This window comes from Streptomyces canus, from assembly GCF_030816965.1.
In the GTDB taxonomy this organism is placed as follows: domain Bacteria; phylum Actinomycetota; class Actinomycetes; order Streptomycetales; family Streptomycetaceae; genus Streptomyces; species Streptomyces canus_E.
On the sequence record NZ_JAUSYQ010000002.1, the window covers coordinates 4,073,861 to 4,100,412 of the forward strand.

Below are 26,552 nucleotides of genomic sequence, written 5' to 3' on the forward strand. Positions count from 1 at the left end.
AAACACACAGTCGTTGCCTCAGAACTAACACAGTGGACGCGAGCAAATATGGACAAGCCCTCGGCCTATTAGTACCGGTCACCTCCACCCATTACTGGGCTTCCAGATCCGGCCTATCAACCCAGTCGTCTACTGGGAGCCTTAACCCCTCAAAGGGGGTGGGAATACTCATCTCGAAGCAGGCTTCCCGCTTAGATGCTTTCAGCGGTTATCCCTCCCGAACGTAGCCAACCAGCCATGCCCTTGGCAGAACAACTGGCACACCAGAGGTTCGTCCGTCCCGGTCCTCTCGTACTAGGGACAGCCCTTCTCAATATTCCTGCGCGCGCAGCGGATAGGGACCGAACTGTCTCACGACGTTCTAAACCCAGCTCGCGTACCGCTTTAATGGGCGAACAGCCCAACCCTTGGGACCGACTCCAGCCCCAGGATGCGACGAGCCGACATCGAGGTGCCAAACCATCCCGTCGATATGGACTCTTGGGGAAGATCAGCCTGTTATCCCCGGGGTACCTTTTATCCGTTGAGCGACGGCGCTTCCACAAGCCACCGCCGGATCACTAGTCCCGACTTTCGTCCCTGCTCGACCCGTCGGTCTCACAGTCAAGCTCCCTTGTGCACTTACACTCAACACCTGATTGCCAACCAGGCTGAGGGAACCTTTGGGCGCCTCCGTTACTCTTTAGGAGGCAACCGCCCCAGTTAAACTACCCATCAGACACTGTCCCTGATCCGGATCACGGACCCAGGTTAGACATCCAGCACGACCAGACTGGTATTTCAACGACGACTCCCCCCGAACTGGCGTCCGGAGTTCACAGTCTCCCAGCTATCCTACACAAGCCGAACCGAACACCAATATCAAACTGTAGTAAAGGTCCCGGGGTCTTTCCGTCCTGCTGCGCGAAACGAGCATCTTTACTCGTAGTGCAATTTCACCGGGCCTATGGTTGAGACAGTCGAGAAGTCGTTACGCCATTCGTGCAGGTCGGAACTTACCCGACAAGGAATTTCGCTACCTTAGGATGGTTATAGTTACCACCGCCGTTTACTGGCGCTTAAGTTCTCAGCTTCGCCCGACCGAAGTCGGACTAACCGGTCCCCTTAACGTTCCAGCACCGGGCAGGCGTCAGTCCGTATACATCGCCTTACGGCTTCGCACGGACCTGTGTTTTTAGTAAACAGTCGCTTCTCGCTGGTCTCTGCGGCCACCCCCAGCTCGAGGAGCAAGTCCTCTCACCAGTGATGGCCCCCCTTCTCCCGAAGTTACGGGGGCATTTTGCCGAGTTCCTTAACCATAGTTCACCCGAACGCCTCGGTATTCTCTACCTGACCACCTGAGTCGGTTTAGGGTACGGGCCGCCATGAAACTCGCTAGAGGCTTTTCTCGACAGCATAGGATCATCCACTTCACCACAATCGGCTCGGCATCAGGTCTCAGCCTTGTGTGCGACGGATTTACCTACCGCACGGCCTACACCCTTACCCCGGGACAACCACCGCCCGGGCTGGACTACCTTCCTGCGTCACCCCATCACTCACCTACTACCACCTTGGTTCGGCGGCTCCACCACTTTCCATTCCCCGAAGGGTCCGGAACGGCTTCACGGCCTTAGCATCAATAGGTTCAGTGTTTGACGCTTCACAGCGGGTACCGGAATATCAACCGGTTATCCATCGACTACGCCTGTCGGCCTCGCCTTAGGTCCCGACTTACCCTGGGCAGATCAGCTTGACCCAGGAACCCTTAGTCAATCGGCGCACACGTTTCCCACGTGTGTATCGCTACTCATGCCTGCATTCTCACTCGTGAACCGTCCACCACTGCCTTCCGGCGCGGCTTCACCCGGCACACGACGCTCCCCTACCCATCACAGCCGCCGTTGGGCGTATTGCTGCAATGACACGACTTCGGCGGTACGCTTGAGCCCCGCTACATTGTCGGCGCGGAATCACTAGACCAGTGAGCTATTACGCACTCTTTCAAGGGTGGCTGCTTCTAAGCCAACCTCCTGGTTGTCTCTGCGACTCCACATCCTTTCCCACTTAGCGTACGCTTAGGGGCCTTAGTCGATGCTCTGGGCTGTTTCCCTCTCGACCATGGAGCTTATCCCCCACAGTCTCACTGCCGCGCTCTCACTTACCGGCATTCGGAGTTTGGCTAAGGTCAGTAACCCGGTAGGGCCCATCGCCTATCCAGTGCTCTACCTCCGGCAAGAAACACACGACGCTGCACCTAAATGCATTTCGGGGAGAACCAGCTATCACGGAGTTTGATTGGCCTTTCACCCCTAACCACAGGTCATCCCCCAGGTTTTCAACCCTGGTGGGTTCGGTCCTCCACGAAGTCTTACCTCCGCTTCAACCTGCCCATGGCTAGATCACTCCGCTTCGGGTCTTGAGCGTGCTACTCAAACGCCCTATTAGGACTCGCTTTCGCTACGGCTACCCCACCCGGGTTAACCTCGCAACACACCGCAAACTCGCAGGCTCATTCTTCAAAAGGCACGCAGTCACGAGGCAAGCACAAGTGCTTGCCCGACGCTCCCACGGCTTGTAGGCACACGGTTTCAGGTACTATTTCACTCCGCTCCCGCGGTACTTTTCACCATTCCCTCACGGTACTATCCGCTATCGGTCACCAGGGAATATTTAGGCTTAGCGGGTGGTCCCGCCAGATTCACACGGGATTTCTCGGGCCCCGTGCTACTTGGGTGTCTCTCCAACGAGCCGCTGATGTTTCGACTACGGGGGTCTTACCCTCTACGCCGGACCTTTCGCATGTCCTTCGCCTACATCAACGGTTTCTGACTCGTCTCACAGCCGGCAGACTGTGAAAGAGAGATCCCACAACCCCCACGACGCAACCCCTGCCGGGTCTCACACGTCGTAGGTTTGGCCTCATCCGGTTTCGCTCGCCACTACTCCCGGAATCACGGTTGTTTTCTCTTCCTGCGGGTACTGAGATGTTTCACTTCCCCGCGTTCCCTCCACATACCCTATGTGTTCAGGTATGGGTGACAGCCCATGACGACTGCCGGGTTTCCCCATTCGGAAACCCCCGGATCAAAGCCTGGTTGACGACTCCCCGGGGACTATCGTGGCCTCCCACGTCCTTCATCGGTTCCTGGTGCCAAGGCATCCACCGTGCGCCCTTAAAAACTTGGCCACAGATGCTCGCGTCCACTGTGCAGTTCTCAAACAACGACCAGCCACCCATCACCCCGCCCTCACAGGCGAGTTACTGGGGCCGGCATCGAGGGGGTTCATTCCCTCAGACACCCAACAGCGTGCCCGGCACCCCCGCCACTCGTGATCAGCGTTCCACGCTCCGAAGAGCAGTACTTGCAGCCCGAGATGACTGAGAGTGCCGAATAATCAACGTTCCACCCATGAGCAACCACCGTCGAACGTGTGCCGACGTAATGGCCCTGGACCACCAAGCAAGCTCGGCGGCCTAGATGCTCCTTAGAAAGGAGGTGATCCAGCCGCACCTTCCGGTACGGCTACCTTGTTACGACTTCGTCCCAATCGCCAGTCCCACCTTCGACAGCTCCCTCCCACAAGGGGTTGGGCCACCGGCTTCGGGTGTTACCGACTTTCGTGACGTGACGGGCGGTGTGTACAAGGCCCGGGAACGTATTCACCGCAGCAATGCTGATCTGCGATTACTAGCAACTCCGACTTCATGGGGTCGAGTTGCAGACCCCAATCCGAACTGAGACAGGCTTTTTGAGATTCGCTCCACCTCACGGTATCGCAGCTCATTGTACCTGCCATTGTAGCACGTGTGCAGCCCAAGACATAAGGGGCATGATGACTTGACGTCGTCCCCACCTTCCTCCGAGTTGACCCCGGCGGTCTCCTGTGAGTCCCCATCACCCCGAAGGGCATGCTGGCAACACAGGACAAGGGTTGCGCTCGTTGCGGGACTTAACCCAACATCTCACGACACGAGCTGACGACAGCCATGCACCACCTGTACACCGACCACAAGGGGGGCACCATCTCTGATGCTTTCCGGCGTATGTCAAGCCTTGGTAAGGTTCTTCGCGTTGCGTCGAATTAAGCCACATGCTCCGCTGCTTGTGCGGGCCCCCGTCAATTCCTTTGAGTTTTAGCCTTGCGGCCGTACTCCCCAGGCGGGGAACTTAATGCGTTAGCTGCGGCACCGACGACGTGGAATGTCGCCAACACCTAGTTCCCACCGTTTACGGCGTGGACTACCAGGGTATCTAATCCTGTTCGCTCCCCACGCTTTCGCTCCTCAGCGTCAGTAATGGCCCAGAGATCCGCCTTCGCCACCGGTGTTCCTCCTGATATCTGCGCATTTCACCGCTACACCAGGAATTCCGATCTCCCCTACCACACTCTAGCTAGCCCGTATCGAATGCAGACCCGGGGTTAAGCCCCGGGCTTTCACACCCGACGTGACAAGCCGCCTACGAGCTCTTTACGCCCAATAATTCCGGACAACGCTTGCGCCCTACGTATTACCGCGGCTGCTGGCACGTAGTTAGCCGGCGCTTCTTCTGCAGGTACCGTCACTTTCGCTTCTTCCCTGCTGAAAGAGGTTTACAACCCGAAGGCCGTCATCCCTCACGCGGCGTCGCTGCATCAGGCTTTCGCCCATTGTGCAATATTCCCCACTGCTGCCTCCCGTAGGAGTCTGGGCCGTGTCTCAGTCCCAGTGTGGCCGGTCGCCCTCTCAGGCCGGCTACCCGTCGTCGCCTTGGTGAGCCATTACCTCACCAACAAGCTGATAGGCCGCGGGCTCATCCTTCACCGCCGGAGCTTTCAACCACCACAGATGCCTGCGGTAGTGGTATCCGGTATTAGACCCCGTTTCCAGGGCTTGTCCCAGAGTGAAGGGCAGATTGCCCACGTGTTACTCACCCGTTCGCCACTAATCCCCACCGAAGTGGTTCATCGTTCGACTTGCATGTGTTAAGCACGCCGCCAGCGTTCGTCCTGAGCCAGGATCAAACTCTCCGTGAATGTTTACCGGTAATCCGGTCGACACCACGAGAGCGGAACAGTCAGGCGGAATAAGCCCGACCGTTCACAGCGTCCTCGCTGTGTTTTACTTCAAAGGAACCTCGCCCCGGCCAAGAAGGCCGGAGACGGGGTATCAACATATCTGGCGTTGATTTTTGGCACGCTGTTGAGTTCTCAAGGAACGGACGCTTCCTTTGTACTCACCCTCTCGGGCTTTCCTCCGGGCTTTCCCTTCGGTCTTGCGTTTCCGACTCTATCAGACCGTTTCCGGTTCCGATTTCCTCGGTGCTTTCCAGGTTCCCGCTCTCGGGTTTCCCTTTCCGGCGCTCCCAACATTATCAGAACTTTCAGACCGGGCTGACCGGCCATCTGTTTCCGATTTGATCGGGAGAGGGCTTCTCTGAAATCAAGATTTCCAGAAGCAGACAGATACTCGCTGCTGCCGAGCGGGATGGAACCCAGCTCCAGGCAACTGTTCGAATCTACCTCCCCGCAGGCTCCGTGTCAACGGCTCCTGTGGGGCGAAGGAGACAGTAGCAGCTCAGCAGGGTCCGCTGCACATCAGGCGGCGGTGGGGACGGTTGCGCTGCGCTCGGCAGCCTCGACATCGCCCGTGTCACCCGCACGCGCCGCTCGTCCGCCCAGGACGAAGACGTAGGCGAGGAAGGCCGACTCGGCGACGACCCCGATGGTTACCCGGGCCCACGTGGGCAGACCCGAGGGGGTGACGAAGCCTTCTATGGCGCCGGAGACGAACAGGACCAGCGCGAGGCCTATCGCCATGCCCACGGCGGCTCGGCCCTCTTCCGCCAGCGCCGTGCGTCGGGAGCGAGGGCCGGGATCGATCAGGGTCCAGCCGAGACGCAGGCCCGTGCCGGCCGCGACGAAGACCGCGGTGAGTTCGAGGAGGCCGTGCGGGAGCACGAGGCCGAGGAAGGTGTCGAGACGGCCGACCGACGACATCAGGCCGATGCCGACGCCGAGGTTGAGCATGTTCTGGAACAGGATCCAGAGGACCGGGAGGCCCAGGAAGACCCCCAGGACCAGGCACATGGCGGCCGCCTGGGCGTTGTTCGTCCAGACCTGGGCGGCGAAGGATGCCGCGGGATGGCTCGAGTAGTACGTCTCGTACTGGCCGCCGGGGCGGGTGAGCTCGCGCAGTTCACTGGGGGCCGCGATGGAGGACTGCACCTCGGGGTGGGTGCCGATCCACCAGCCCAGGAGGGCTGCGACGACGGTGGACAGCAGCGCGGTGGGCACCCACCAGTGCCGCGATCGATAGACGGCGGCGGGGAAGCCGTAGGCGAGGAAGCGTGTGACATCGCGCCAGGAGGCGCGGCGGGTTCCTGTGACGGCACTACGCGCGCGTGCCACGAGTTGGCTGAGCCGGCCGGTGAGCTGCGGGTCGGGGGCGCTGGACTGGATCAGCGAGAGGTGGGTGGCGGTGCGCTGGTAGAGGGCGACGAGTTCGTCCGCTTCGGCGCCGTTGAGCCGGCGCTGGCGCCGGAGCAGGGCGTCGAGGCGGTCCCATTCGGCTCGGTGAGCGGTGACGAAGACGTCGAGGTCCATCGGTTTTCCTGCTCCTCGGCTGATCGTCGGCGGTCCGTCATGAGTGTCAGCTTGTCGTACTGCGACGCGATGCGCCCTCAGCTTGGCAGACTGGCCGTTGACCAGTCGGGTCAGGGGAAGGACGGCAGGCGTGAGTGAGCTCGTGACGGGCGAGGCGGTGGCGCTTGAGCTGCGCCCTGCGAAACTGCCCAGCAGGGCGTTGGCCGTGCTGATCGATCTGATCGTGGCCATGGTCGTGTACATCGCCGTGACCGTCGCGCTGGTGGCCGCTTCCGCTTCTTTGGACGACGCTGCCCAGGTGGCGCTCTCGATCGCCGCGTTCCTGCTTGTACTGGTGGGCGGTCCGATCGCGGTCGAGACGCTCAGCCATGGCCGATCTCTGGGGAAGCTCGCCGTGGGACTTCGCGTGGTCCGGGACGACGGCGGGCCCATCCGCTTCCGGCATGCACTGGTGCGGGGCGCGATCGGTGTGATCGAGATTCTCATGACGTTCGGGGTGGTGGCCTGCATCGCCTCGCTCGTTTCGGCACGTGGCCGTCGGCTCGGTGACGTGTTCGCGGGGACGCTGGTCGTGCGGGAGCGGATTCCGGTGGGGCCCAGCGGATTCGTGCCGCCGCCTCCGCCCTGGCTGTCCGGCCGGTTCTCCGGGCTCGATCTGTCGGCGGTTCCCGATGGCCTGTGGCTTGCCATCCGTCAGTACCTGACGCGGATGCACCAACTCGACCCGCAGGTCGGCTGGGCCATGGCGGAGCGGCTGGCGTCCGATCTCGCGGCGCATACGGGAACTCCTGCGCCGCAGGATGTGCCCCCGGGCGCGTATCTGGCGGCGGTGGTGCAGGAACGACAAGCCCGCGAGGCCCGGCGGGCCTACGGCAGTGGCACGACGGAGGCCGGTCCGTCTCCTGCATCGAGGCCCGGCCCTGCGGTCGGAGTGCACGGCGGTTACCCGTATCCGGGGGCGCAGTCTGCTGCTCCGTTGTCTCCTCAGCCGCCTGTCTCGTACGACGTCGAGGCGGCTCCGGGCGTGGCGCGTCCTGGTGTTCCGGTGGATGGAGCCTCGTCCGAGAAGTCCTCCGAGGGGCCGCGGCCCGCCGTGCCGCCGGAGGGCAGGCCCGCTTCCGGGTTCGTTCCGCCGGCGTGATCCTGCGGATTACCGCGTGCCGCTGATGTCAGGTGCGGGAGCGGGCACCCGCTGAAGTCTGAGGTCGCGTCAGTCCAGCGGTGGTGCGGGGAACGTCGACGGCGGTGATTCGAGGTCCTCCAGCTCGATCCCGGGAGCCGCGAGGACCACGTCGCCGGCGATGTGCACGGTGTGCTGTTCGCCCGTGTCCAGGGCTGTGACCTGGTATTCCTCCACGCTCAGCAGGCCGTTGTCAGTGGCGTGTGTTTCTCTTTTCAGCAAGGTCCAGGACTGGTCCACGGTGCGCGGGGCGAGGACGGGGTCCGTGAAGGCCACGAGGCGTACGCGGGTTGCTGATGCGGAGGGGGTGAGGCGCAGGAGACGGGTGGTGGCGACGAGGAACGCGGGGGATGTGCCGGTGAAGGCATGGGCGGCGACATTGCCTTCCGTGGCGTGGGCCCCGGTGGGGTCTGTGCGGACCCAGGTGACGCCGTCGAGCGCGGCACCGCGCACCTGCCAGCTCGCGGCGTGCAGTTCGAGGCGGATGGGGCGGCCGAGTTCGTCGAGTGTGAGGTCGACCGAGCCGCTGTGATCGCCCGCGGGGGTGGTCAGTTGGGAGACGTAGCGCCAGCCGGACGGGCCGGGGGCGCACTGGAAGTGTTCTTCTGCGAGGGGGGTGTGATCATGCGGATCATGGAGCGAATAACGGCCGCGGGGCATGGGGGTCCTGGGTTCTGACGGGCTGTCCGGCCTGACGGTCACACGGCGAGGGGTCACAAGGCCAAAGGGGCAGGCCCCCGACACGGGGGTGCGGGGGCCTGCCTCGGAGGGTCTGCTGCTGTGCCGTAGGGCTCAGTAGCGGTAGTGGTCCGGCTTGTACGGGCCGTCGACCTCGACGCCGATGTACGCCGCCTGCTCCGGGCGCAGCTGGGTCAGCTTCACGCCGAGCGCGTCCAGGTGGAGGCGGGCGACCTTCTCGTCGAGGTGCTTGGGCAGCACGTAGACGTCGGTCGGGTACTCGTCGGGCTTGGTGAACAGCTCGATCTGGGCCAGGGTCTGGTCCGCGAAGGAGTTGGACATCACGAACGACGGGTGGCCGGTGGCGTTGCCCAGGTTCAGCAGACGGCCCTCGGACAGCACGATGAGCACCTTGCCGTCGGGGAACTTCCAGGTGTGGACCTGCGGCTTGACCTCGTCCTTGACGATGCCGGGGATCTTGGCGAGACCGGCCATGTCGATCTCGTTGTCGAAGTGACCGATGTTGCCGACGATCGCCTGGTGCTTCATCTTGGCCATGTCCGAGGCCATGATGATGTCCTTGTTGCCCGTCGTGGTGACGAAGATGTCGGCCTTGTCGACGACCTCGTCCAGCGTCGTGACCTGGTAGCCGTCCATCGCCGCCTGCAGAGCGCAGATCGGGTCGATCTCGGTGACGATGACGCGGGCGCCCTGGCCGCGCAGGGACTCCGCGCAGCCCTTGCCCACGTCGCCGTAACCCAGGACGACCGCGGTCTTGCCGCCGATGAGGACGTCGGTGGCGCGGTTGATGCCGTCGATCAGGGAGTGGCGGCAGCCGTACTTGTTGTCGAACTTCGACTTGGTGACGGCGTCGTTCACATTGATCGCCGGGAACAGGAGGACCCCGTCACGCTGCATCTCGTACAGGCGGTGGACGCCGGTCGTGGTCTCCTCGGTCACGCCGCGGATCTCAGAGGCCAGCTGGGTCCACTTCTGCGAGCCGTCCGTGATGGTGCGGTGCAGGAGTTCGAGGACGCAGCGGTGCTCGTCGGACTCGGCGGTGTCGACGGAGGGAACCTTGCCGGCCTTCTCGTACTCGACGCCCTTGTGGACGAGGAGAGTGGCGTCACCGCCGTCGTCCAGGATCATGTTCGGGCCGCCGGTGGGGGTGTTCGGCCAGGTCAGCGCCTGCTCCGTGCACCACCAGTACTCCTCCAGGGTCTCGCCCTTCCAGGCGAAGACCGGGACACCCTGGGGGTTGTCCGCGGTGCCGTTCGGGCCGACGGCGATGGCGGCGGCCGCGTGGTCCTGGGTGGAGAAGATGTTGCAGGACGCCCAGCGGACCTCGGCGCCCAGGGCGACCAGGGTCTCGATGAGGACGGCGGTCTGCACGGTCATGTGCAGGGAGCCGGTGACGCGGGCGCCGGCGAGCGGCTGCGTCTCGGCGTACTCCTTGCGGATCGCCATCAGGCCGGGCATCTCGTGCTCGGCGAGGGTGATCTCCTTGCGGCCGAACTCGGCCAGGGAGAGGTCGGCGACTTTGAAGTCCTGTCGGTTGTCGACAGTCGTCATTACGAGCTGCTCCTCGGGGTTGGGGCGCGGTAGTACTGCTGGTCTGCGCGGCGGCGGACACAGGGGTGCCCGAAGAGGACACAGGCATGCCCGGTGCGCGCAGCGCAGTCCGTCGGAGGCCCTCTCTCCCTCGGCCGGTCCGCGTGCGGACCGCCCGACCGCCATCAGCAGCGACGTCTGGCTCCGTCCCAAGCTACACCGGTCGGCCGGGGCACCCCAGTCCGCCTCCGCACACATCAGGCCGATCACGGGTGGACGTCCGGGAGGTCGGCGAGGTGCCGTCGGTCGTCCTGACAGGGCGCGGTGACTGCCGTGCCAACGAGCCTGAGAACTGCGGAACAGGCGACAACAGACCAGGTCATCGGGGGACTTTTGCTTCTTGGGTGGTCTGGGCAGGTGAGGGAGGATGCGAAGAGATCGGCAGATCTGATCGATCTTGCGGGGCGTCCGGGACGGCGTTTCCGCGTGACAAAGGCGTGAGGAGATCGACGTGACCAGTCCGGCCGGACCTCCCCCCACGGGCGGCGGCAGTGAGCAGCAGCGATGGAAACTGCTCGCGGTGACCGCGTGCCCGACCGGCATCGCCCACACATATATGGCCGCAGAGAAGCTCGCGCAGGCCGCAGCGAGCCGTGGAATCGACATGAAGGTGGAGACCCAGGGCTCGATCGGGGCTGAAAACATTCTAGATGACAACGATGTCAGCACCGCGGACGGCGTCATCGTCGCCGCGGACAAGGACGTGGACCTGAGCCGTTTCGTGGGCAAGCGCGTTCTGACAGTGGGGGTGGCGGAAGGGATCCATCACCCTGAGCAGTTGATCGAACGGGTGCGGTCTGCGCCGGTGCACACGGCGGGCGCCACCCCGGCCACATCGGCATCGGGCGGCGGCAAGGAGCGGAGCGTCGCGTACAAAGCGCTGATGAACGGGGTCAGTTACATGATCCCGTTCGTGGTGGTCGGCGGGCTGCTGATCGCGATCTCGCTCTCGCTCGGCGGGCACACCGACCCGTCCGGCGGCCTGGTCATCCCGAAGGACTCCTTCTGGATGGACATCAACAACATCGGTGTCATCGGCTTCACGCTGATGGTGCCGATCCTGTCCGGATACATCGCCTACGCCATCGGGGACCGGCCCGCCCTCGTGCCGGGCATGATCGGTGGCTGGATCGCGAACACGGGTGACCTGTACGACTCGAAGGCGGGCGCGGGGTTCATCGGGGCGATCGTGACCGGGTTCCTCGCCGGGTATCTGGTGCTGTGGATCAAGAAGGTCAAGGTCCCGAAGTTCGTGCAGCCGATCATGCCGATCATCGTGATCCCTATCGTGGCGACCACGGCGCTGGGGCTGTTCTTCATCTACGTCATCGGGAAGCCGATCTCCTGGGTGTTCGAGCACCTCACCGACTGGCTCAGCGGGATGACGGGGACGAGCGCGATCCTGCTGGGCGCGATTCTGGGGCTCATGATCGCGTTCGACATGGGTGGGCCGGTCAACAAGACGGCCTTCCTGTTCGGTACGGGGCTGATCGCGACCGGCAACCAGACGGTCATGGGTATGTGCGCGGCCGCGATCCCTGTCATGCCGCTCGGGCAGGGGCTGGCGACCTTGATACGGAAGCGCCTCTACACCGAGCAGGAGCGGGAGACCGGTCTGGCCGCGCTGTTCATGGGCTGTTTCGGCATCTCCGAGGGTGCGATCCCGTTCGCCGCGGCGCGGCCCGCACAGGTGATTCCGGCCAACATGCTCGGCGGGGCGGTGGCCGGCGCGATCGCCGGTGTCGCCGGGGTCGAGGACGCGGTGCCGCACGGCGGGCCGATCGTGGCGGTGTTGGGCGCGGTGAGCGGGGTGCCGATGTTCTTCGTGGCCGTGTTGATCGGCACCGCGGTCACCGCGCTGACGACGGTCACGTTGGTCGACGTCAGTGAGCGGAGGCGCAGGGGTGCGGCGCCGGTGGCAGGACTGGGCGTGGCCGGGCCGCTCGAGCCCGCGCTGGTCGGGGTGGGCGCCGGTGCGGCGGCGGGTGGAGCCGCCGGTGCCGTGGTGGCTCAGCGGGTCGTGGCCTCGTCGAGCGCGCCCGCCGCGGAGGCGGCACCGGCCGGGACGCCGAACGTCGGGGACACCGGCGCCGGCAAAAAAGCCAACGCCGACGCTGACACCAATACGGGTGCCGGCACCAAGGCCGCCGGCATCCCCGCGGCCGAAGCCGACGGCGAAGTCCTCTCCGGCTATCTCAGCGAGCGGACCGTGAAGATCGCTCTCGAGGCCCGTGACAAGGAGGCCGCCATCCGGGAGATGGCCGAGCTGCTCGCCCGGACCGGCAAGGTGGCGGACCTGGACGAACTGGTAGCCACCGCCTTGCGGCGGGAGGAGCAGGGAACCACCGGGCTCGGGGAGGAGATCGCGATTCCGCATGCCAAGACGGATGCGGTGACCAGGCCCGTCGTCGGGTTCGCGCGGTCCGCCGAGGGTGTCGAGTGGGGTTCGCTGGACGGTACGAAGGCCAGGCTGGTCTTCATGATCTCCGTGCCGGAGGCGGCAGCGGGCGATGAACACCTACGGATCCTGGCGCTGCTGTCGCGCAAGCTGATGGACCCCGGGTTCCGGGAGCGGCTCATCGCGGCGCCGGACGAGGGGGCGGTGCTGGAGGTGCTGAGCGAGGTCCGGTAGCTGCCGGAGCGCCGAGAACCGACGGGGCCCGCCGAGAAAGTCGGCGGGCCCCGTCCTCGTCCAGCGCAAAAGCCGTACCGCGGCAGAATCTCAGTGGCCGGGCGCCGGCTGCTGTGCAGGTCCCCCGGGGGTCGCCTCCCGGTCGGCGCCCTTGGCGGCCTCGGTCTCGCTGTAGATGTCCGGCTCCAGGTAGATGACGCGGGCGATCGGCACGGCCTCGCGGATGCGGGACTCGGCGGCGTTGATCGCAGAGGCGACCTCGGCGGCCGTGTCGTCGTGCTGGACGGCGATCTTGGCGGCGATGAGCAGTTCCTCGGGGCCGAGGTGGAGTGTGCGCATGTGGATGATGCCGGTGACGGTGTGGCCGTCGACGATCGCGGCCTCGATCTTGTGGACCGCCTCGATGCCGGCGGCCTCGCCGAGCAGCAGGGACTTGGTCTCCGCCGCCAGGACGAGGGCGATCAGGATGAGCAGGATGCCGATGCAGAGGGTGCCGATGCCGTCCCAGACGCCGTCGCCGGTGAGCAGGGCCAGGCCGACACCGCCGAGGGCGAGGACCAGGCCGACGAGCGCGCCGAAGTCCTCCAGGAGGACGACCGGGAGCTCGGGTGCCTTGGCGCGGCGCACGAACTCCTTCCAGGAGAGGTCGCCCCGCAGCGGGTTGGACTCCTTGATGGCCGTCCGGAAGGAGAAGCCCTCGGCGATGATCGCGAAGACGAGGACGCCCACCGGCCAGTACCAGTGCTCGATCTCGTGGGGGTGCTTGATCTTCTCGTAGCCCTCGTAGACGGCGAACATGCCGCCGACCGAGAAGAGGACGATGGAGACCAGGAAGGCATAGATGTAGCGCTCGCGGCCGTACCCGAAGGGGTGTTGCGGGGTGGCCTCGCGTTGGGCCTTCTTGCCGCCGACGAGCAGCAGGAACTGGTTTCCGGAGTCGGCGAGGGAGTGCACGCCCTCGGCGAGCATCGACGAGGAGCCGCTGAACGCGAACGCCACGAACTTCGATGCCGCGATCGCGAGGTTGGCGCCGAGTGCCGCCACGATCGCCTTGGTTCCGCCTGACGCGCTCATCTGCTCGCGTTGTCCCTTCGCCTCAAGTGCCTCTACGCCCGTCCAGGCCTTTGCCCGTCCTTTGCCGGTGGGCCATTCTTGCAGCCTCTCCCGGCACGGACGTCTCAGCCGTCCACAGACCCGGTCATACGATCACACGTCACGGTCACACGATCACCGTCGCCCGGAAGACCGTGCCCGTGCCGGACACCTCGGCCTTCTCGCCGGCCGGTACGAACACCGACTGGCCAGGCCTCAGTTCGTGTTCCCCGGCTCGCACGGAACCTGCCGTGCAGAGCAGGATCTGCGGGGTCGGGCGGGTCAGGTCGTGGGTGGCGCCGCCCTCGGGAAGGACGTAGCGGGAGAGCCGGAACTCGTCGATGGGGGTCTCGTAGACCTCCTCGCCGTCGGGGGACGCCTCGGGACGGAGAACGCCCGGGTCGGCGGCCTCGAAGCGGACGATGCGCAGGAGTTCGGGGACGTCGACGTGCTTGGGGGTCAGGCCGCAGCGCAGGACGTTGTCGGAGTTGGCCATGATCTCGACGCCGAGGCCGCTCAGGTAGGCGTGCGGGATGCCTGCGCCGAGGAACAGGGCCTCGCCGGGCTGGAGTCGGACGTGGTTGAGGAGCATCGCCGCGATGACGCCCGGGTCGCCCGGATAGTGGTGGGCGATGTCGGCGTACGGGGCGTGGTCGCCGCCGAGGCGGGCGCAGGCGGCCGCGGCCTCGGTGACCGTGTGGGCCATCTCCGCGCGGTCGGCGGTCAGGACGGCCGTCAGGACCTCCCGCAGGGCCGCCTCCTCGGGGCGGGCGTGCAGGAGGTCGACGTACGGCTTGAGGGAGTCGACGCCGAGCGCGTCGAGCAGTTCGGCCGCGCGCGCGGGCTCGCGGAAGCCGCACAGGCCGTCGAACTCGGTGAGCGCGCAGATCAGTTCGGGCTTGTGGTTGGCGTCCTTGTAGTTGCGGTGGCCCGCGCCCACGGGGATGCCGCGGCGCTCCTCGTCGTCGTAACCCTCTTTCGCCTGGGCGAGGTCGGGGTGCACCTGGAGGGAGAGCGGGGCGCCCGCGGCGAGGATCTTGAGCAGGAAGGGCAGCCGGGGGCCGAACTTGGCGACGGCCTCGGCGCCGAGCTCCTTCGCCGGGTCCGCGGCGATGACCTCGACGAGCGTGCCCCGGCCGGTGCGTGAGGGGGCTCCCGGGTGGGCGCCCATCCACATCTCCGCCTGCGGTTCACCGGTCGGCCGGACGCCGAGGAGTTCGGGGATGGCGGTGGCGGAACCCCAGGCGTAGGGGCGGATGGTGTTGTCGAGGCGGTCCATCAGGCTCTTTCTGTACGTACGGCGATCAGGGCGTCCTGGGCAACGTCAGGCCCCCGAGGCGAGCGCCAGGTAAACGGCGGCGAAATCCGTGACGGCGATCAGTTCCGCGAGGGTCTCGATCTCGCCGCCGGACTCCGGTTCCAGCTCGCTGATCGGCGTGTCGTGGCTGAGGGCCAGGTCACGGGCGGCCGGAGCCGCGCTGAGACCGCCGATGGGACGGTCGCGAAGGAGCACCACGCGCGCGTGCAGCGCGGGAGCTTCCTCGACGCGGTCGCGGAAGAAGTCGTCCGGGTCTGCGCTGGCGGCCAGCGGCCCGGCGAGCAGGGTGCTGTGCGCGGCGAGGGCCTCGGGCAGTTCCGAGACGAGGGCGGGGCGGCCGGAGAGCTCGGCGAGGGCGGCGGCGAAACGGCGGCCCGCGGGGCCCGCGGAGGTGCCCTCGGTCCAGATCACCGGGAGCGCGTCGGCGAGTTCGGCGGCGAGGGTCTTGGCCGGGTTGCTGTAGGTCGCGATGGCGGGGCCGCAGCGCTCGGCGATGTGGTCGAGGCGGTCGGCGATCTTCTCGAGCGTGTCGGGCGGGGCGGTGAGCAGGCCGGTGCGGTCGAGGATCGCGAGGAGCGGTGTGAGCAGGGCCCACAGGACGCCGGGGGCGGATGCGGTGAGGGGTGTGTCCTGCTCGTACGGGGCCGTGGCCATGGGCACGAACAGGCCGTGTGCGCCCTCGACCGCCTCGCTGAGCGGGGTGCGGGCGGGCGCCACTGCGACGACCGTGCAGCCGCGGCGGTAGGCCTGGTCCGCGAGGAGGGACAGGCCTGGTTCGGTGCCGTCGGGAGTGGCGACCAGAAGCAGGTCGACCGAGCCCGCCCAGCCGGGGAGTTCCCAGCGAAGGGCGCCCGCGGCGGGGGCGACTCCGGCGGGGGCGAGGCGGGTGACGGGGCTGCCGGCGCCGGCGAGTGTGCCGAGGAGGTCGGCGGCGCAGGTGGCGGCGGCGCCGGGCCCTGCGATGAGGACGGCACGGGGGCGGCCGTCGGGCTTGAGGTCGTTCACCCCCGCCTCGGCGGCGTGCCGGGCTGCCGTGCGGACGCGGGCGCCGGCCTCTGCGGCGCCGCGGAGCAGCCCTCGGCGGTCGGCCTCCGAGAGGGCCTCGGGGGTGTCTAGCAGCGATTCGTCGAGCATGGGGCGGCAGCCTCCGATCGCCGGGTCTCCGGGGACGCCGGGTTGTCGCTTCGCCGGGTCGTCGGTCGCGCACGTCCGGGACACCGGTGGTCGCTGTGTGGTTGTCGCTCTTACGGCGGCTGGGGCGCTGTCCCGCCTACGGCGGCAGCGGGGCGCTCACGCGGGGCGACGGGCCTCGTCGACGAGGAGGACGGGGATGCCGTCGCGGACCGGGTATGCCAGGCCGCAGTCCTGGCCTGTGCAGATCAGCTCGGTGTCCTGCTCCGTGAGGGGGGCGTGGCAGGCCGGGCAGGCGAGGATCTCCAGGAGGCCGGCTTCGAGCGGCATGGGGGTTCCCTTCGGGAGCGGTACGGCTGCATGTGCGGATGTGCCTGGTCAGGGTACCGCCGGGGAGAGGGGGGTGCCGGGGTTGGGGCGAGGTCGGCTGGTGGGGGTTGGCGTCGCGGTTTTCGCCCCCGCCGCCCCTACCCGTCCCATCTCCATGGGATGCCGCCCCTTCGACCCCGCACAGGGGGCTCCGCCCCCTGCACCCCCGCCGGGACCCCGCCCGGAATCCCGTCGGCCGGAAAGGGCCTCGTCCTCAAGCGCCGGACAGACTGACAGCCCGCGTCCCGTCAGGCTCTGATGATCGCCAGTACCTCGTCGCGTACCTTCGCCGTCGTCGCCTCGTCCCTCGCCTCCGCGTTGAGGCGCAGGAGGGGTTCCGTGTTGGAGGGGCGGACGTTGAACCACCAGTCGGGGGTGGTGACCGTGAGGCCGTCGAGTTCGTCGAGTTGTATGCCCTCCTGGCCTTCGTAGACCGCCTTGATCGCGGCCAGGCGGTCCGTCTGGTCGGCGACCGTGGAGTTGATCTCACCGGATCCGACATAACGGTCGTACTGGGCCACCAGGGACGAGAGCGGGCCTTCCTGGCCGCCCAGTGCGGCGAGGACGTGGAGGGCCGCCAGCATGCCCGTGTCCGCGTTCCAGAAGTCCTTGAAGTAGTAGTGCGCCGAGTGCTCGCCGCCGAAGATCGCGCCGGTCCTCGCCATCTCGGCCTTGATGAAGGAGTGGCCCACGCGCGTGCGTACCGGCGTGCCGCCGTTCTCCTTGACGACCTCCGGGACCGACCAGGACGTGATCAGGTTGTGGATGACCGTGCCCTTGCCGCCGTGCCTGGCGAGCTCGCGGGAGGCCACCAGGGCGGTGATGGCGGACGGGGAGATCGGGTTGCCGCGCTCGTCGACGACGAAGCAGCGGTCGGCGTCGCCGTCGAAGGCGATGCCGAGGTCGGCCCCCTCCTCGCGGACCCGCTTCTGGAGGTCGACGATGTTCGCCGGGTCGAGGGGGTTGGCCTCGTGGTTCGGGAACGTGCCGTCCAGTTCGAAGTACATCGGGACGACGTCCAGGGGCAGGCCCGCGAACACCGTCGGGACGGTGTGGCCGCCCATGCCGTTGCCCGCGTCCACGACGACCTTCAGGGGGCGGATGGAGGCCAGGTCGACGAGGGAGCGCAGGTGGGCCGCGTAGTCGTCCAGCGTGTCCCGCTGCGTGATCGTGCCGGTCTCCTCGGCCGCTTCCGGGGCGCCCGCCTCGCTCCACCGCTCTACCAGTTCGCGGATCTCGGCGAGGCCGGTGTCCTGGCCGACCGGGGCCGCGCCCGCGCGGGACATCTTGATGCCGTTGTACTGGGCGGGGTTGTGGGAGGCCGTGAACATCGCGCCCGGCAGGTTCAGCGCGCCGGAGGCGTAGTACAGCTGGTCGGTCGAGCACAGGCCGATCTCGGTGACGTCCACGCCGCGGGCGGCCGCTCCGCGCGCGAAGGCCCGCGACAGACCCGGGGACGTGGGCCGCATGTCGTGGCCGGTAACGATCGCGCTCGCCCCGGTCACCTGGACGAAGGCGGCACCGAAAAGCTCGGCCAGCGTCTCGTCCCACTGGTCGGGAACGACTCCGCGCACGTCGTACGCCTTCACGAGCTGTGACAGATCAGCCACGGCCAACCCTTCTGAAAGTCCTGTCGGTCACCACAAACTACCCGTAGCCACTGACAGTGGGTTGTGCGGGAGCTGAGTGGACTCCGAGCCGTTACCTGAGGTCAGACGGCCTCGACGGGGTCAGGGCAGCATCCAGCCCAGCACCGGTGAGCTCTGTCCCACCACAATCAGGCACATCACCAGCAGCAGTCCGAGGCTCCAGGGCAGCACCTTGCGCAGCAGATCCCCCTCGCGGCCCGCGAGCCCGACGGCCGCGCACGCGATGGTGAGGTTCTGTGGCGAGATCATCTTGCCGAGCACCCCGCCCGAGCTGTTGGCGGCGGCCAGCAGCTCCGGGGAGAGCCCGGACTCCCGCGCGGCGGTCACCTGCAACGCCCCGAACAGCGCGTTCGCCGAGGTGTCCGAACCGGAGACGGCCACTCCGAACCAGCCCAGTACCGGCGACAGGAAGGCCAGTCCGGCACCCGCCGCCGCCACGAAGTGGCCGATGGTGGCAGCCTGTCCGGAGAGGTTCATGACATACGCGAGCGCCAGCACGGACGTCACGGTCAGGATCGCGAACCTCAACTCATGGACCGTCGCCGCCCATTCACGGATCGCCACGCGCGCGTGCACGCCGAGCACGAGGGCCGTCAGGACGCCCGCGAGCAGCACGAGGGTGCCGCCGGTGGAGACGATCGGCCAGGCGAAGACGTTGCCGCCGACCGGATCCCCGTCGGGATTCACGACGTTGAGGAAGGGCCAGTCGTACGTCCGGGTCGCCTTCGCCAGCCACTCCTTGACGGCCAGGATCTGCGCGACGGAGAAGATCACGACGATCAGCGCGTACGGGGCGTAGGCGCGCAGGACTTCGCCGCGCGGGTCCGCCTCGTCGAGGTCCTCGCTGCGCGCGCCGGTCAGCACGGACGCGCGTACGGACTCGTCGGCCGGTACGCGCACGTGCGGTACAGCGACCAGAGCGCCCGCGCCGGCCAAGGCGGCCCCGATGTCGGCGAGTTGCGCGGAAACGTAGTTGGAGGCCGCGAACTGGGCGACGGCGAAGGCGATTCCGCAGACCAGCGCGGGCACCCAGGTCTCTCGCAGGCCCCGTCTGCCGTCGACCAGGAAGACCAGCACCAGGGGCACCACGAGGGCCAGCAAAGGCGTCTGACGGCCCACCACGGACGCCACGTCGTCCAACGGCAGACCGGTGACCTGCGCGAGTGTCACGACCGGTGTGCCCATCGCGCCGAAGGCCACCGGGGCGGTATTGGCGACCAGCGCGACAATCGCCGCGCGCACCGGGTCGAAGCCGAGGGCGACGAGCATGACCGAGCAGATCGCGACCGGTGCGCCGAACCCGGCGAGGGCCTCCAGCAGCGCGCCGAAGCAGAAGGCGACGACGAGGGCCTGGATGCGCGGGTCGTCGGACAGCCTGCCGAAGGAGCGGCGCAGGATGTCGAAGTGCCGGGTGCGGACGGTCATCCGGTACACCCACAGGGCGTTGACGACGATCCACAGGATGGGGAAGAGCCCGAAGGCGGCCCCCTGTGCGGCGCTGGAGGCGGTCTGGCCCAGCGGCATGCCGTAGGCGAGCCGGGCGACCAGAGCGGCCGCCAGGAGGCCGGTGAGGCCCGCCAGGTGCGCCTTCACGCGGACGCCGCCGAGCAGGACGAGGACGATCACCAAGGGCAGGGCCGCGACGAGGGCGGACAGCCCGAGCGAGCCGGCGACAGGTTCGAGTTCCTGGACGTACACGGGCGCCTCCCCGATTCCGTCATGCGGAAAGCGATTTCTCACTTCGGCTTGACGGAATAGTCGTGTCCGCGCCAAGTCCACGTCAATGGGCGTGCGTCACCGAGCGAGAAGCGCGCGAACACGCACAGAGGCGGGTCAGTTGTCGGGGGAGCGCAGGACCCGCAGATGGCCGCGGCGTGCGACCTCCATCGGGTCGGCCGCGCGAGCTCCGCCGCCGGCTTCGGCGGCGCGCTCCTGCGGACGAGCCGCTTCGCGCACGGCGTTGGCAAGCGCTTCCAGGTCGTCCCCGCTGGGCCGGGCCGGGGCCGAGGCGTCGAGGAGCCTGACGACCTCCCAGCCGCGCGGGGCGGTGAGGCGCTCGGAGTGCTCGGCACACAGGTCGTAGCAGTGGGGTTCGGCGTAGGTGGCGAGCGGGCCGAGGACCGCGGTCGAGTCGGCGTAGACGTACGTCAGCGTCGCGACGGCGGGACGGCCGCAAGCGGTGCGCGAACAGCGACGTACAGGGCTCACGACGTTGGACGGTACCGCACTCTTGAACGGGCCGCGACGACTCTCCCCCAGGTCACCCCACCGTGTCGTGCTGTGAATCGCCCCACACGCCACTCCGGTCACACCGCGGTGACCTGCGCGAACACCCGCTTCCGAGGGGCCGAGCACATCTGAAACCGATCATCAGTTGGTACAAACCGTGTCAATTGCCTTGGGATCAACGCTCTCGGAGAGATACGGAATCGAGCCCAACCTTGGCTGGAATGGTCAACTGCCGACATGACGTACGAGGAGAACGTACGTCGTTTCGGACCGTTCCGGGGTACCGCGTGGGCGGCGGGCACGGGGGTGCGGCGAGGATTACCCTTCACCAGTGATGGACAACCCCGTACCGCCCCGCGCCACCGGCCCCGGGCCCCGCCGCCGTGATCGCCACGGCCGAGGCATGCGCGGCCCGATCGCCCCGCCGCAGGTGCCCCTCGCCGCGAGCCGAGCCGAGGCGTTCGCGGACCTGGTGCAGGACTCCGTGGAGCGCCTGGAGCGGCGCTGGCCACAGCTCGCCGACATCGATTTCCTGGTCCTGGAGGTGCCTCGGCTGGACGGGCAGTCCTGGAACGACGAGGCGGTGCCGCTCGGCGGGACGATTCCGGCGCGTGAGGGACGCCCCGCGCGCGTGGTCGTCTACCGGCGGCCGGTGGAGATCCGCACCAAGGGCCGCGACGAGCGGGCGGCGCTGGTGCACGAGATCGTCGTGGAGCAGGTGGCCGAGCTGCTGGGGCTCACTCCGGAGACGGTGGATCCGCGGTACGGCGAGGACTGAACCGCCCGCGGATCGCCCCGGGCTACTTCTGCAGCACCGACAGGTCCTGGTCCGCCTCCGGCACCGCCACCATGCCCCGGTCGTCCGGGAGAGCCTGGATGGTGAAGCCCGGCACTCCGTCCGCGGTGGCCGCCAGGGTGCGGGCGCCGTAGACCGGGCCCCCTGAGACATGCTCGACCGTGAGGGCGTACGTGCCCTTGAGGCCGGTCGGGGTGGGGGCTTCCACGTTCTCTGTGGTTCCCGCCTTGAGGGTGAACGTCTTCGAGACGGCCTCACCGCCCTCGCTGCCCGCCGACGCCGTGACCTTGACGGTGGCCGCCCGGGTGGGGGCGGTCAGCGAGAGCGTGCTGCCCTTGGCGCTGTTGTCGGCGACCGTCGCGCGCGTGCCGACCGGACGCGTGGCCGGGATGAAGGCCGTCTCCTGGTTGTCGCCCTTGCCGCGGACGACCCGCAGGGCGGCGACCACCGGCACGGATGCGTCGGTGGGGGTCAGGACCAGCGAACCGGCCTCCCCACGTGTGACGTCGCCGAGGTCGGCCGAGGCGGTCATGCCCGCCTTCACGTGCAGCGTCTCGTTCCCGGCGGGGGTGATCAGGCCGGAGGGGGACGCGAGCTGCACCTTCAGGTCTGCGTCGGAGTCGCTGGGCGTGAAGGCGACCAGGCGTACGGCGGTGGCGTCCTTCGGGATACCGGGCAGCACCAGGCTGCCGGACGGGTCCGTCGACGCGGCCAGCCAGTCGCCGCCGAGCTTGTCGTCCAGAGCCTGCACGGCCGCGCCCACGCGCCCGCTGCGGACGTTCACATGGACGGTGAGGTTCTCCTGCTTCTCCTCGGTGAGCGTGGACAGCAGGATCGGGTCGCTGGAGTGCGGCGCGACGGTGATGCCCTCCCCCAGCGTGGAGTCCAGGGCGCCGTCCTTGCCGTAGAGCTCGATGTCGACGACGGCGGCGGAGTCGTCGGGGTTGGTCAGATGGACGTAGTCGGTGCGGTCGGCGGCCGTGCTCGCGCCCGGGAACCAGAACTCGGTGTCGGGGGCGGAGCAGTTGACGCCCTGCAGCCCGCGTCCGGAGCCCGCGGCGACCTTCGTGGTCTCCTGGACGGTCCAGCCGGGCGCGAACTTCCCCTCGGCGGTGCCGACGAGGGCCTGCGCGTCACCGCCGGAGGTCTCTCCGGTGGCGGGTTTGCCGGGCTCCTCGGGGTCGAGGACCGGCTTGGAGGCCTTCTTGCCCGCGCTCTTGCCGTCCGACGACTCCTCGGCGGCCGCCTGGAGTTCGGCCTTGCCGCCACTGCCCGCGTCCTTGGTGACGGGCGTGAAGGACGTGTACGACGTCTCCGCTATGTCGGAGGTGCTCGGCGCCGGACACAGCAGGCTGGTGCGCTCCACGGGCAGCTCGGCGGCCGTCCTGGCGGTGCCGGCGGCCTGCGGTGAGCTGAGCGTGGCGAACCCGGTGACGGCAGCGAGCGCGGCGGTGCCGGCGATGAGGGACACGGTGGTGCGGTTCACTGCTGACTCCCGTCGGGGCGCTCACTGCCGGTGGAGTCCGGGTGCTGCTGCGCCGGGTCGTACGCGGGGTCGTAGCCCTGGTCGTACTGCTGCTCGTACTGGCCGCCGTACGTCTGGTCGTACGACGCCTGCTGGTCCTGGCCGCCGTAGGCGTACGGGTCGTACTGGCCGCCCTGGTAGGGGTCCGCCTGGTAGGGCTGCTGGTCGTAGCCGCCCGCCGGGTACTGCTGGGCGGTGTCCTGGTACTGCTCGCCGCCGTAGGTGCCGTACTCGGCGTTCGCGTAGGTCGGGGCTTCCCAGTCGCCGTAGGACTGCTGATGCGGGACCGCGGCGGGGGCCTCCTGCGGAGGAGGGGGGACGTCGTCGGGGCGCATGGCCTCCTCGGCCTGGGCGCGCAGACGGCGGGCGCGGCGGCCCTCGCCCGCCACGGCCTGGGCGGGGACCGACGGCTCCTCGGGGAGGTCGTCGTCGACGTCGCGGCGGCGGCCGGGCAGGGCCATGACCACGAGGACGACGGCGAGGAAGCCCTGGATCCACAGCCACAGGGTGTGGATGAAGGGATCGTCGAAGGTGACGTCCAGCTTGCCGCCGGAGGCGGGCAGCTCGAAGCCCTGGGCCCAGCCGTCGACGGTGGTGCGGGTCAGCGGCCTGCCGTCCAGGGTGGCGGTCCAGCCCTCGTCGGCGGTGTCCGCGAGGCGCAGGATCCTGCCGTCGGCGCCGGGCGGGACCGTGGTGTGGATGTCCACGGGGCCCGCGGCCACCGGCTGCGCGGTACCCGAACCGGACTTGGCGACGATGGTGGCGCGCGCGACCTCCTGGTCGACCCGCCACAGTCCGCTGCCGTCCTGCTGACTGAGCCGGGTCAGGCCGGGCGTGGCGTCCAGCACGCGCGTGACCTCGCGGGGCGCGCCCTTGTGGACGAGGACGTAGCGCACGGCGAAGCCGCCGAGCTGGTTCGCCTGGTCGGCGCCGGAGCCGGCGACGAGGTTGGCGACGACCTTGTCCAGCTTGTCGTTCTCGCCGTCGGCCGCGGCGAGTTCGGCGTCGCCGAGTCGGGCGCCGGAGCCGCGCACCAGCATGTAGCCGACGTGCGCCGCGGAGTCGCTGTCGAGGACGAGGGTGCGGGCCTGGTCGCGGGTGCCGCTCTCCTCGGCGACGAACGCGGGCACCTGGACGGGGTCGCGGCGCTCCAGCGGTCCGTCGGCGCCGCCGATCATCCAGCCCGCGGCGACGAGCAGCGGGCCCGCGGCGGAGGCGAAGGCGATCAGGGCGGCGACCGGCTGGCGCCAGCCGAAGCTCTGCTCGGCCACGCGTGCGCGTGCCCCGTCGGCGCCGAGCACGGCGGCGGCCAGCAGGGCGAGGCCGTAGACGAGGGTGGCGGGGCCCGCCCAGGTCGAGTCGTTGGACAGGGCCGCGAAGACGAGGCCCACCAGGGCCACCGCCCAGGCCGTCCAGATGCCGAACTGCCGCTCGGTGCGCAGCAGGGCGGCCAGGGCTGCCAGCACGACGCCGATGAGCATCAGCCCGTCGACCGTGCCGGGGCCGCCGGGGCTCGCGCCGAGCAGGTCGAGGGCGGTGGCGGCCGAGGAGCCGTACGCGAGGCCCGCCTGCTCGAAGAAGCCGAACGGGAGCAGCGTCAGCGACCAGGGGGCGAGGACCAGCAGGGGGGTGCCGAACTGGGCCAGGAAGCGCAGGCCGTAGGCGGTGATGTCGGCGCGGCGCACGACCAGCAGGCCGATGCCGAGGATCAGCGCGATCGGCCAGATGATCGGCGTGAACGCGGTGGTGATCGTGAGCAGGAGCGCGAACGCCCAGGTGGCGCGCCAACTGCCGCGCGTGCCCGTGGTGTTCGTCAGGCCGCCGGCCACGACGCCCGCGCGCGCGATGAGCGGCAGCAGGACGGCGAGGACGGCGGTACCGACGCGGCCGCCGGCGAGGGCTCCGGTGGCGGCGGGCAGGAAGGCGTAGACGACGGCCGCCCATGCGCGCAGGAGGCGGGACTCGACGAGCGGGCGGGAGGCGAAGTAGGCCGTGAAGCCGGCCAGTGGCACCGAGCAGACCAGCAGGACCGTCAGTGCGAGACCGGTCGAGCCGAACAGTACGGAGGACAGCGCGGCGATGATCGCCAGATACGGCGGCGCGGACGGGGTGCCACCGGCGCCCACCGCGTGCCACGCGTCCGCGTAGCGCGACCACAGCTCGCTCGCGTCGGCCGGGGCGGGCAGCAGGGCGCCGCCCGCGAGCGCGCCGCCCCCCAGAAGATTGCGGCAGGCGACCAGGGCGACGAGCAGCAGCGCCAGGAAGAGCACCGGTCCCGGCTTGCGGGCGACGCGCTTGAGGCGGGCGAACTGCTCGATCTCCAGGAAGTCCGCGTCGTCGCCGCCGGGCCCGGACTCGATGCCTCCGCCATGGCGTCCGGCCGCGGAGGCCTCGGCGTCGGAACCGCCGAAGAAGTTCCCCGCGACCTGTTCCACGGTGGCCCGGACGGTCGCGCCGGGCGGCGGGAACAGCTGCCTGAGTTCGTCCTTGTCGACGACCGGCGTGCCCCGCTTGCTCCGCCCGGCGATGATCCGCTCGGGCCGCAGCAGGGTGCCCAGGAGGCCGCGGATCTCGTCGAGGGCCTGTCCGGGGACCTTGCCGACGAGGTAGGCGACGGTCCGCAGCAGGGTGCCCAGGACCAGGCGCACGAGCACCCAGGGCAGCGCGGCCGTACGCGCGTTGACGAGCAGGGTGTAGGCGGCTCCGGCCTTGTCGACCTTGTGCGGGGACGCGGTGGTGCGGCCCGCGCAGTCGACGGTACGGCGCTCCCGGGAGGCCGCCTCGGCATGGCGTACGACGGCTTCGGGGGCGATGAGGACGCGGTGGCCGGCGGCCTGGGCGCGCCAGCACAGGTCGACGTCGTCACGCATGAGGGGCAGTCGCCGGTCGAAGCCACCGAGCTGCTCGAAGAGGTCGCGGCGGATCAGCATGCCCGCGGTGGACACGGACAGCACGGACCGGACGTGGTCGTGCTGGCCCTGGTCCTGTTCGCGGCGGTCCAGGCCCGTCCAGCGGCGGCCGGAGTTGGCGATGGAGACGCCGACCTCCAGGAGCTGCCGCTTGTCGTACCAGCCGCGGAGCTTGGGGCCCACGACGGCGACGTCGTCCCGGCCGAGCTCCAGTTCGTTCTCCACGACGCGCAGCAGCTGGGCCAGGGCGTCGGGCTCGGGGGCGCAGTCGTCGTGCAGCAGCCAGAGCCACTGGACCGGCTCGCCGTGCGGCAGCTCCGGCAGGTCGTAGGCGTCGTCGCGCCATGTGCGCGAGACCGGGTCCCAGCCGCTGGGACGCTTCAGATACGGCAGCTCGTCCGGGGTCAGCACGGGAGCGGTGCGGGCGGCCTCCTCGACGGCCTGGCCGAAGCCGGTGCGCCGGGCGAGGTGCAGGACCCGGTCGGCCCCGAGGGCGTCGGTGACCAGCTGCGCGGAGTCGTCCGCGCTGCCGGTGTCGGCGGCCATGGCGAACTGCACGGGGCGCTCCTGGCCGAGCAGCCCGGCGAGCGCGTCGGGCAGCCAGCGGGCGCCGTCGTGGGAGACGAGCACCGCGGTCACCACATGACGCGGGAACTCAGGAGTGGCAGCGTGATCTTGGGCTGCCGTGTGGCTGTGCACGGACATCGAGGTACGGGCCCCGGTTCGGTGGACTGCGGTGGGCGCCTGTGCCCTGAGGGGGCGGCGAGGCGTCTCGGACGAGCGCCCACACTATCGGCTGGGCAAGACGGCGGCCCGCCGCCTGTGGATAACCCACGTGCGACGGGCCGTTCGGTTGCGTACGAAGA

Annotated in this window: 15 protein-coding genes and 2 rRNA genes; 3 read left to right on the plus strand and 14 right to left on the minus strand. The window is 68.4% G+C overall.

Annotated features, from left to right (window positions below):
• Window positions 1-48: 48 nt before the first annotated feature.
• The 3 genes from QF027_RS19555 to QF027_RS19565 form a co-directional block, all read right to left on the minus strand.
• Window positions 49-3,169: ribosomal RNA gene (locus tag QF027_RS19555) — 23S ribosomal RNA — on the minus strand.
• A gap of 303 nt (window positions 3,170-3,472) precedes the next feature.
• Window positions 3,473-4,998: ribosomal RNA gene (locus QF027_RS19560) — 16S ribosomal RNA — on the minus strand.
• Together the 16S and 23S rRNA genes form the textbook arrangement of a ribosomal RNA operon.
• Window positions 4,999-5,559: 561 nt before the next feature.
• Window positions 5,560-6,567: a stage II sporulation protein M gene (locus QF027_RS19565; RefSeq protein WP_306980459.1), complete on the minus strand. Its 1,008-nt coding sequence runs from the start codon at window positions 6,565-6,567 to the stop codon at window positions 5,560-5,562.
• A 130-nt stretch (window positions 6,568-6,697) separates the two neighbouring features.
• Here QF027_RS19565 and QF027_RS19570 point away from each other — a divergent pair, with 130 nt between their 5' ends.
• Window positions 6,698-7,708: an RDD family protein gene (locus tag QF027_RS19570; protein ID WP_307075930.1), complete on the plus strand. Its 1,011-nt coding sequence runs from the start codon at window positions 6,698-6,700 to the stop codon at window positions 7,706-7,708.
• A gap of 69 nt (window positions 7,709-7,777) precedes the next feature.
• Here QF027_RS19570 and QF027_RS19575 read toward each other — a convergent pair whose 3' ends face one another.
• Window positions 7,778-8,407: a hypothetical protein gene (locus QF027_RS19575; RefSeq protein WP_306980454.1), complete on the minus strand. Its 630-nt coding sequence runs from the start codon at window positions 8,405-8,407 to the stop codon at window positions 7,778-7,780.
• Between the two features lie 132 nt (window positions 8,408-8,539).
• Window positions 8,540-9,997, minus strand: coding sequence for an adenosylhomocysteinase (ahcY, locus tag QF027_RS19580; RefSeq protein WP_307075932.1), 1,458 nt, complete (start codon window positions 9,995-9,997; stop codon window positions 8,540-8,542).
• A gap of 490 nt (window positions 9,998-10,487) precedes the next feature.
• Between ahcY and QF027_RS19585 the strand changes: the two genes are divergently transcribed.
• On the plus strand, window positions 10,488-12,668 hold the full coding sequence (locus QF027_RS19585) for a fructose-specific PTS transporter subunit EIIC (protein ID WP_307075934.1): 2,181 nt from the start codon (window positions 10,488-10,490) through the stop codon (window positions 12,666-12,668).
• A gap of 90 nt (window positions 12,669-12,758) precedes the next feature.
• Here the strand turns inward: QF027_RS19585 and QF027_RS19590 are convergent, their stop codons facing one another.
• The 7 genes from QF027_RS19590 to QF027_RS19620 form a co-directional block, all read right to left on the minus strand.
• Window positions 12,759-13,742 (minus strand): cation diffusion facilitator family transporter, encoded by a 984-nt coding sequence (locus tag QF027_RS19590; RefSeq protein ID WP_306980448.1) that lies wholly within the window; start codon window positions 13,740-13,742, stop codon window positions 12,759-12,761.
• A 145-nt stretch (window positions 13,743-13,887) separates the two neighbouring features.
• Entirely contained in the window at window positions 13,888-15,039 is a 1,152-nt protein-coding gene (manA, locus tag QF027_RS19595; protein ID WP_307075936.1) for a mannose-6-phosphate isomerase, class I, read from the minus strand.
• A 45-nt stretch (window positions 15,040-15,084) separates the two neighbouring features.
• Window positions 15,085-16,212, minus strand: a complete 1,128-nt coding sequence (locus tag QF027_RS19600) for an SIS domain-containing protein (RefSeq protein WP_306980444.1) — start codon at window positions 16,210-16,212, stop codon at window positions 15,085-15,087.
• Window positions 16,213-16,368: 156 nt separating this feature from the next.
• Window positions 16,369-16,539, minus strand: a complete 171-nt coding sequence (locus tag QF027_RS19605; protein WP_306980442.1) for a Trm112 family protein — start codon at window positions 16,537-16,539, stop codon at window positions 16,369-16,371.
• Between the two features lie 287 nt (window positions 16,540-16,826).
• Window positions 16,827-18,194: a phosphomannomutase/phosphoglucomutase gene (locus QF027_RS19610; protein WP_307075938.1), complete on the minus strand. Its 1,368-nt coding sequence runs from the start codon at window positions 18,192-18,194 to the stop codon at window positions 16,827-16,829.
• 114 nt (window positions 18,195-18,308) lie between these two features.
• Entirely contained in the window at window positions 18,309-19,925 is a 1,617-nt protein-coding gene (locus QF027_RS19615) for an L-lactate permease (protein WP_307075940.1), read from the minus strand.
• Between the two features lie 135 nt (window positions 19,926-20,060).
• Window positions 20,061-20,435 carry a DUF3499 domain-containing protein gene (locus tag QF027_RS19620; RefSeq protein ID WP_266518537.1) on the minus strand — a complete coding sequence of 125 codons (375 nt, stop codon included), beginning with the start codon at window positions 20,433-20,435 and terminating at the stop codon, window positions 20,061-20,063.
• Window positions 20,436-20,790: 355 nt separating this feature from the next.
• On the opposite strand from QF027_RS19620, the gene QF027_RS19625 reads away from it, so the two are divergent.
• Entirely contained in the window at window positions 20,791-21,234 is a 444-nt protein-coding gene (locus tag QF027_RS19625) for a metallopeptidase family protein (RefSeq protein ID WP_088245448.1), read from the plus strand.
• Window positions 21,235-21,256: 22 nt separating this feature from the next.
• Here the strand turns inward: QF027_RS19625 and QF027_RS19630 are convergent, their stop codons facing one another.
• Window positions 21,257-22,738 (minus strand): DUF5719 family protein, encoded by a 1,482-nt coding sequence (locus QF027_RS19630; protein WP_307075942.1) that lies wholly within the window; start codon window positions 22,736-22,738, stop codon window positions 21,257-21,259.
• On the minus strand, window positions 22,735-26,391 hold the full coding sequence (locus tag QF027_RS19635) for a glycosyltransferase family 2 protein (protein WP_307075944.1): 3,657 nt from the start codon (window positions 26,389-26,391) through the stop codon (window positions 22,735-22,737). The genes QF027_RS19630 and QF027_RS19635 overlap by 4 nt, the downstream gene beginning before the upstream one ends.
• Window positions 26,392-26,552: the final 161 nt, after the last annotated feature.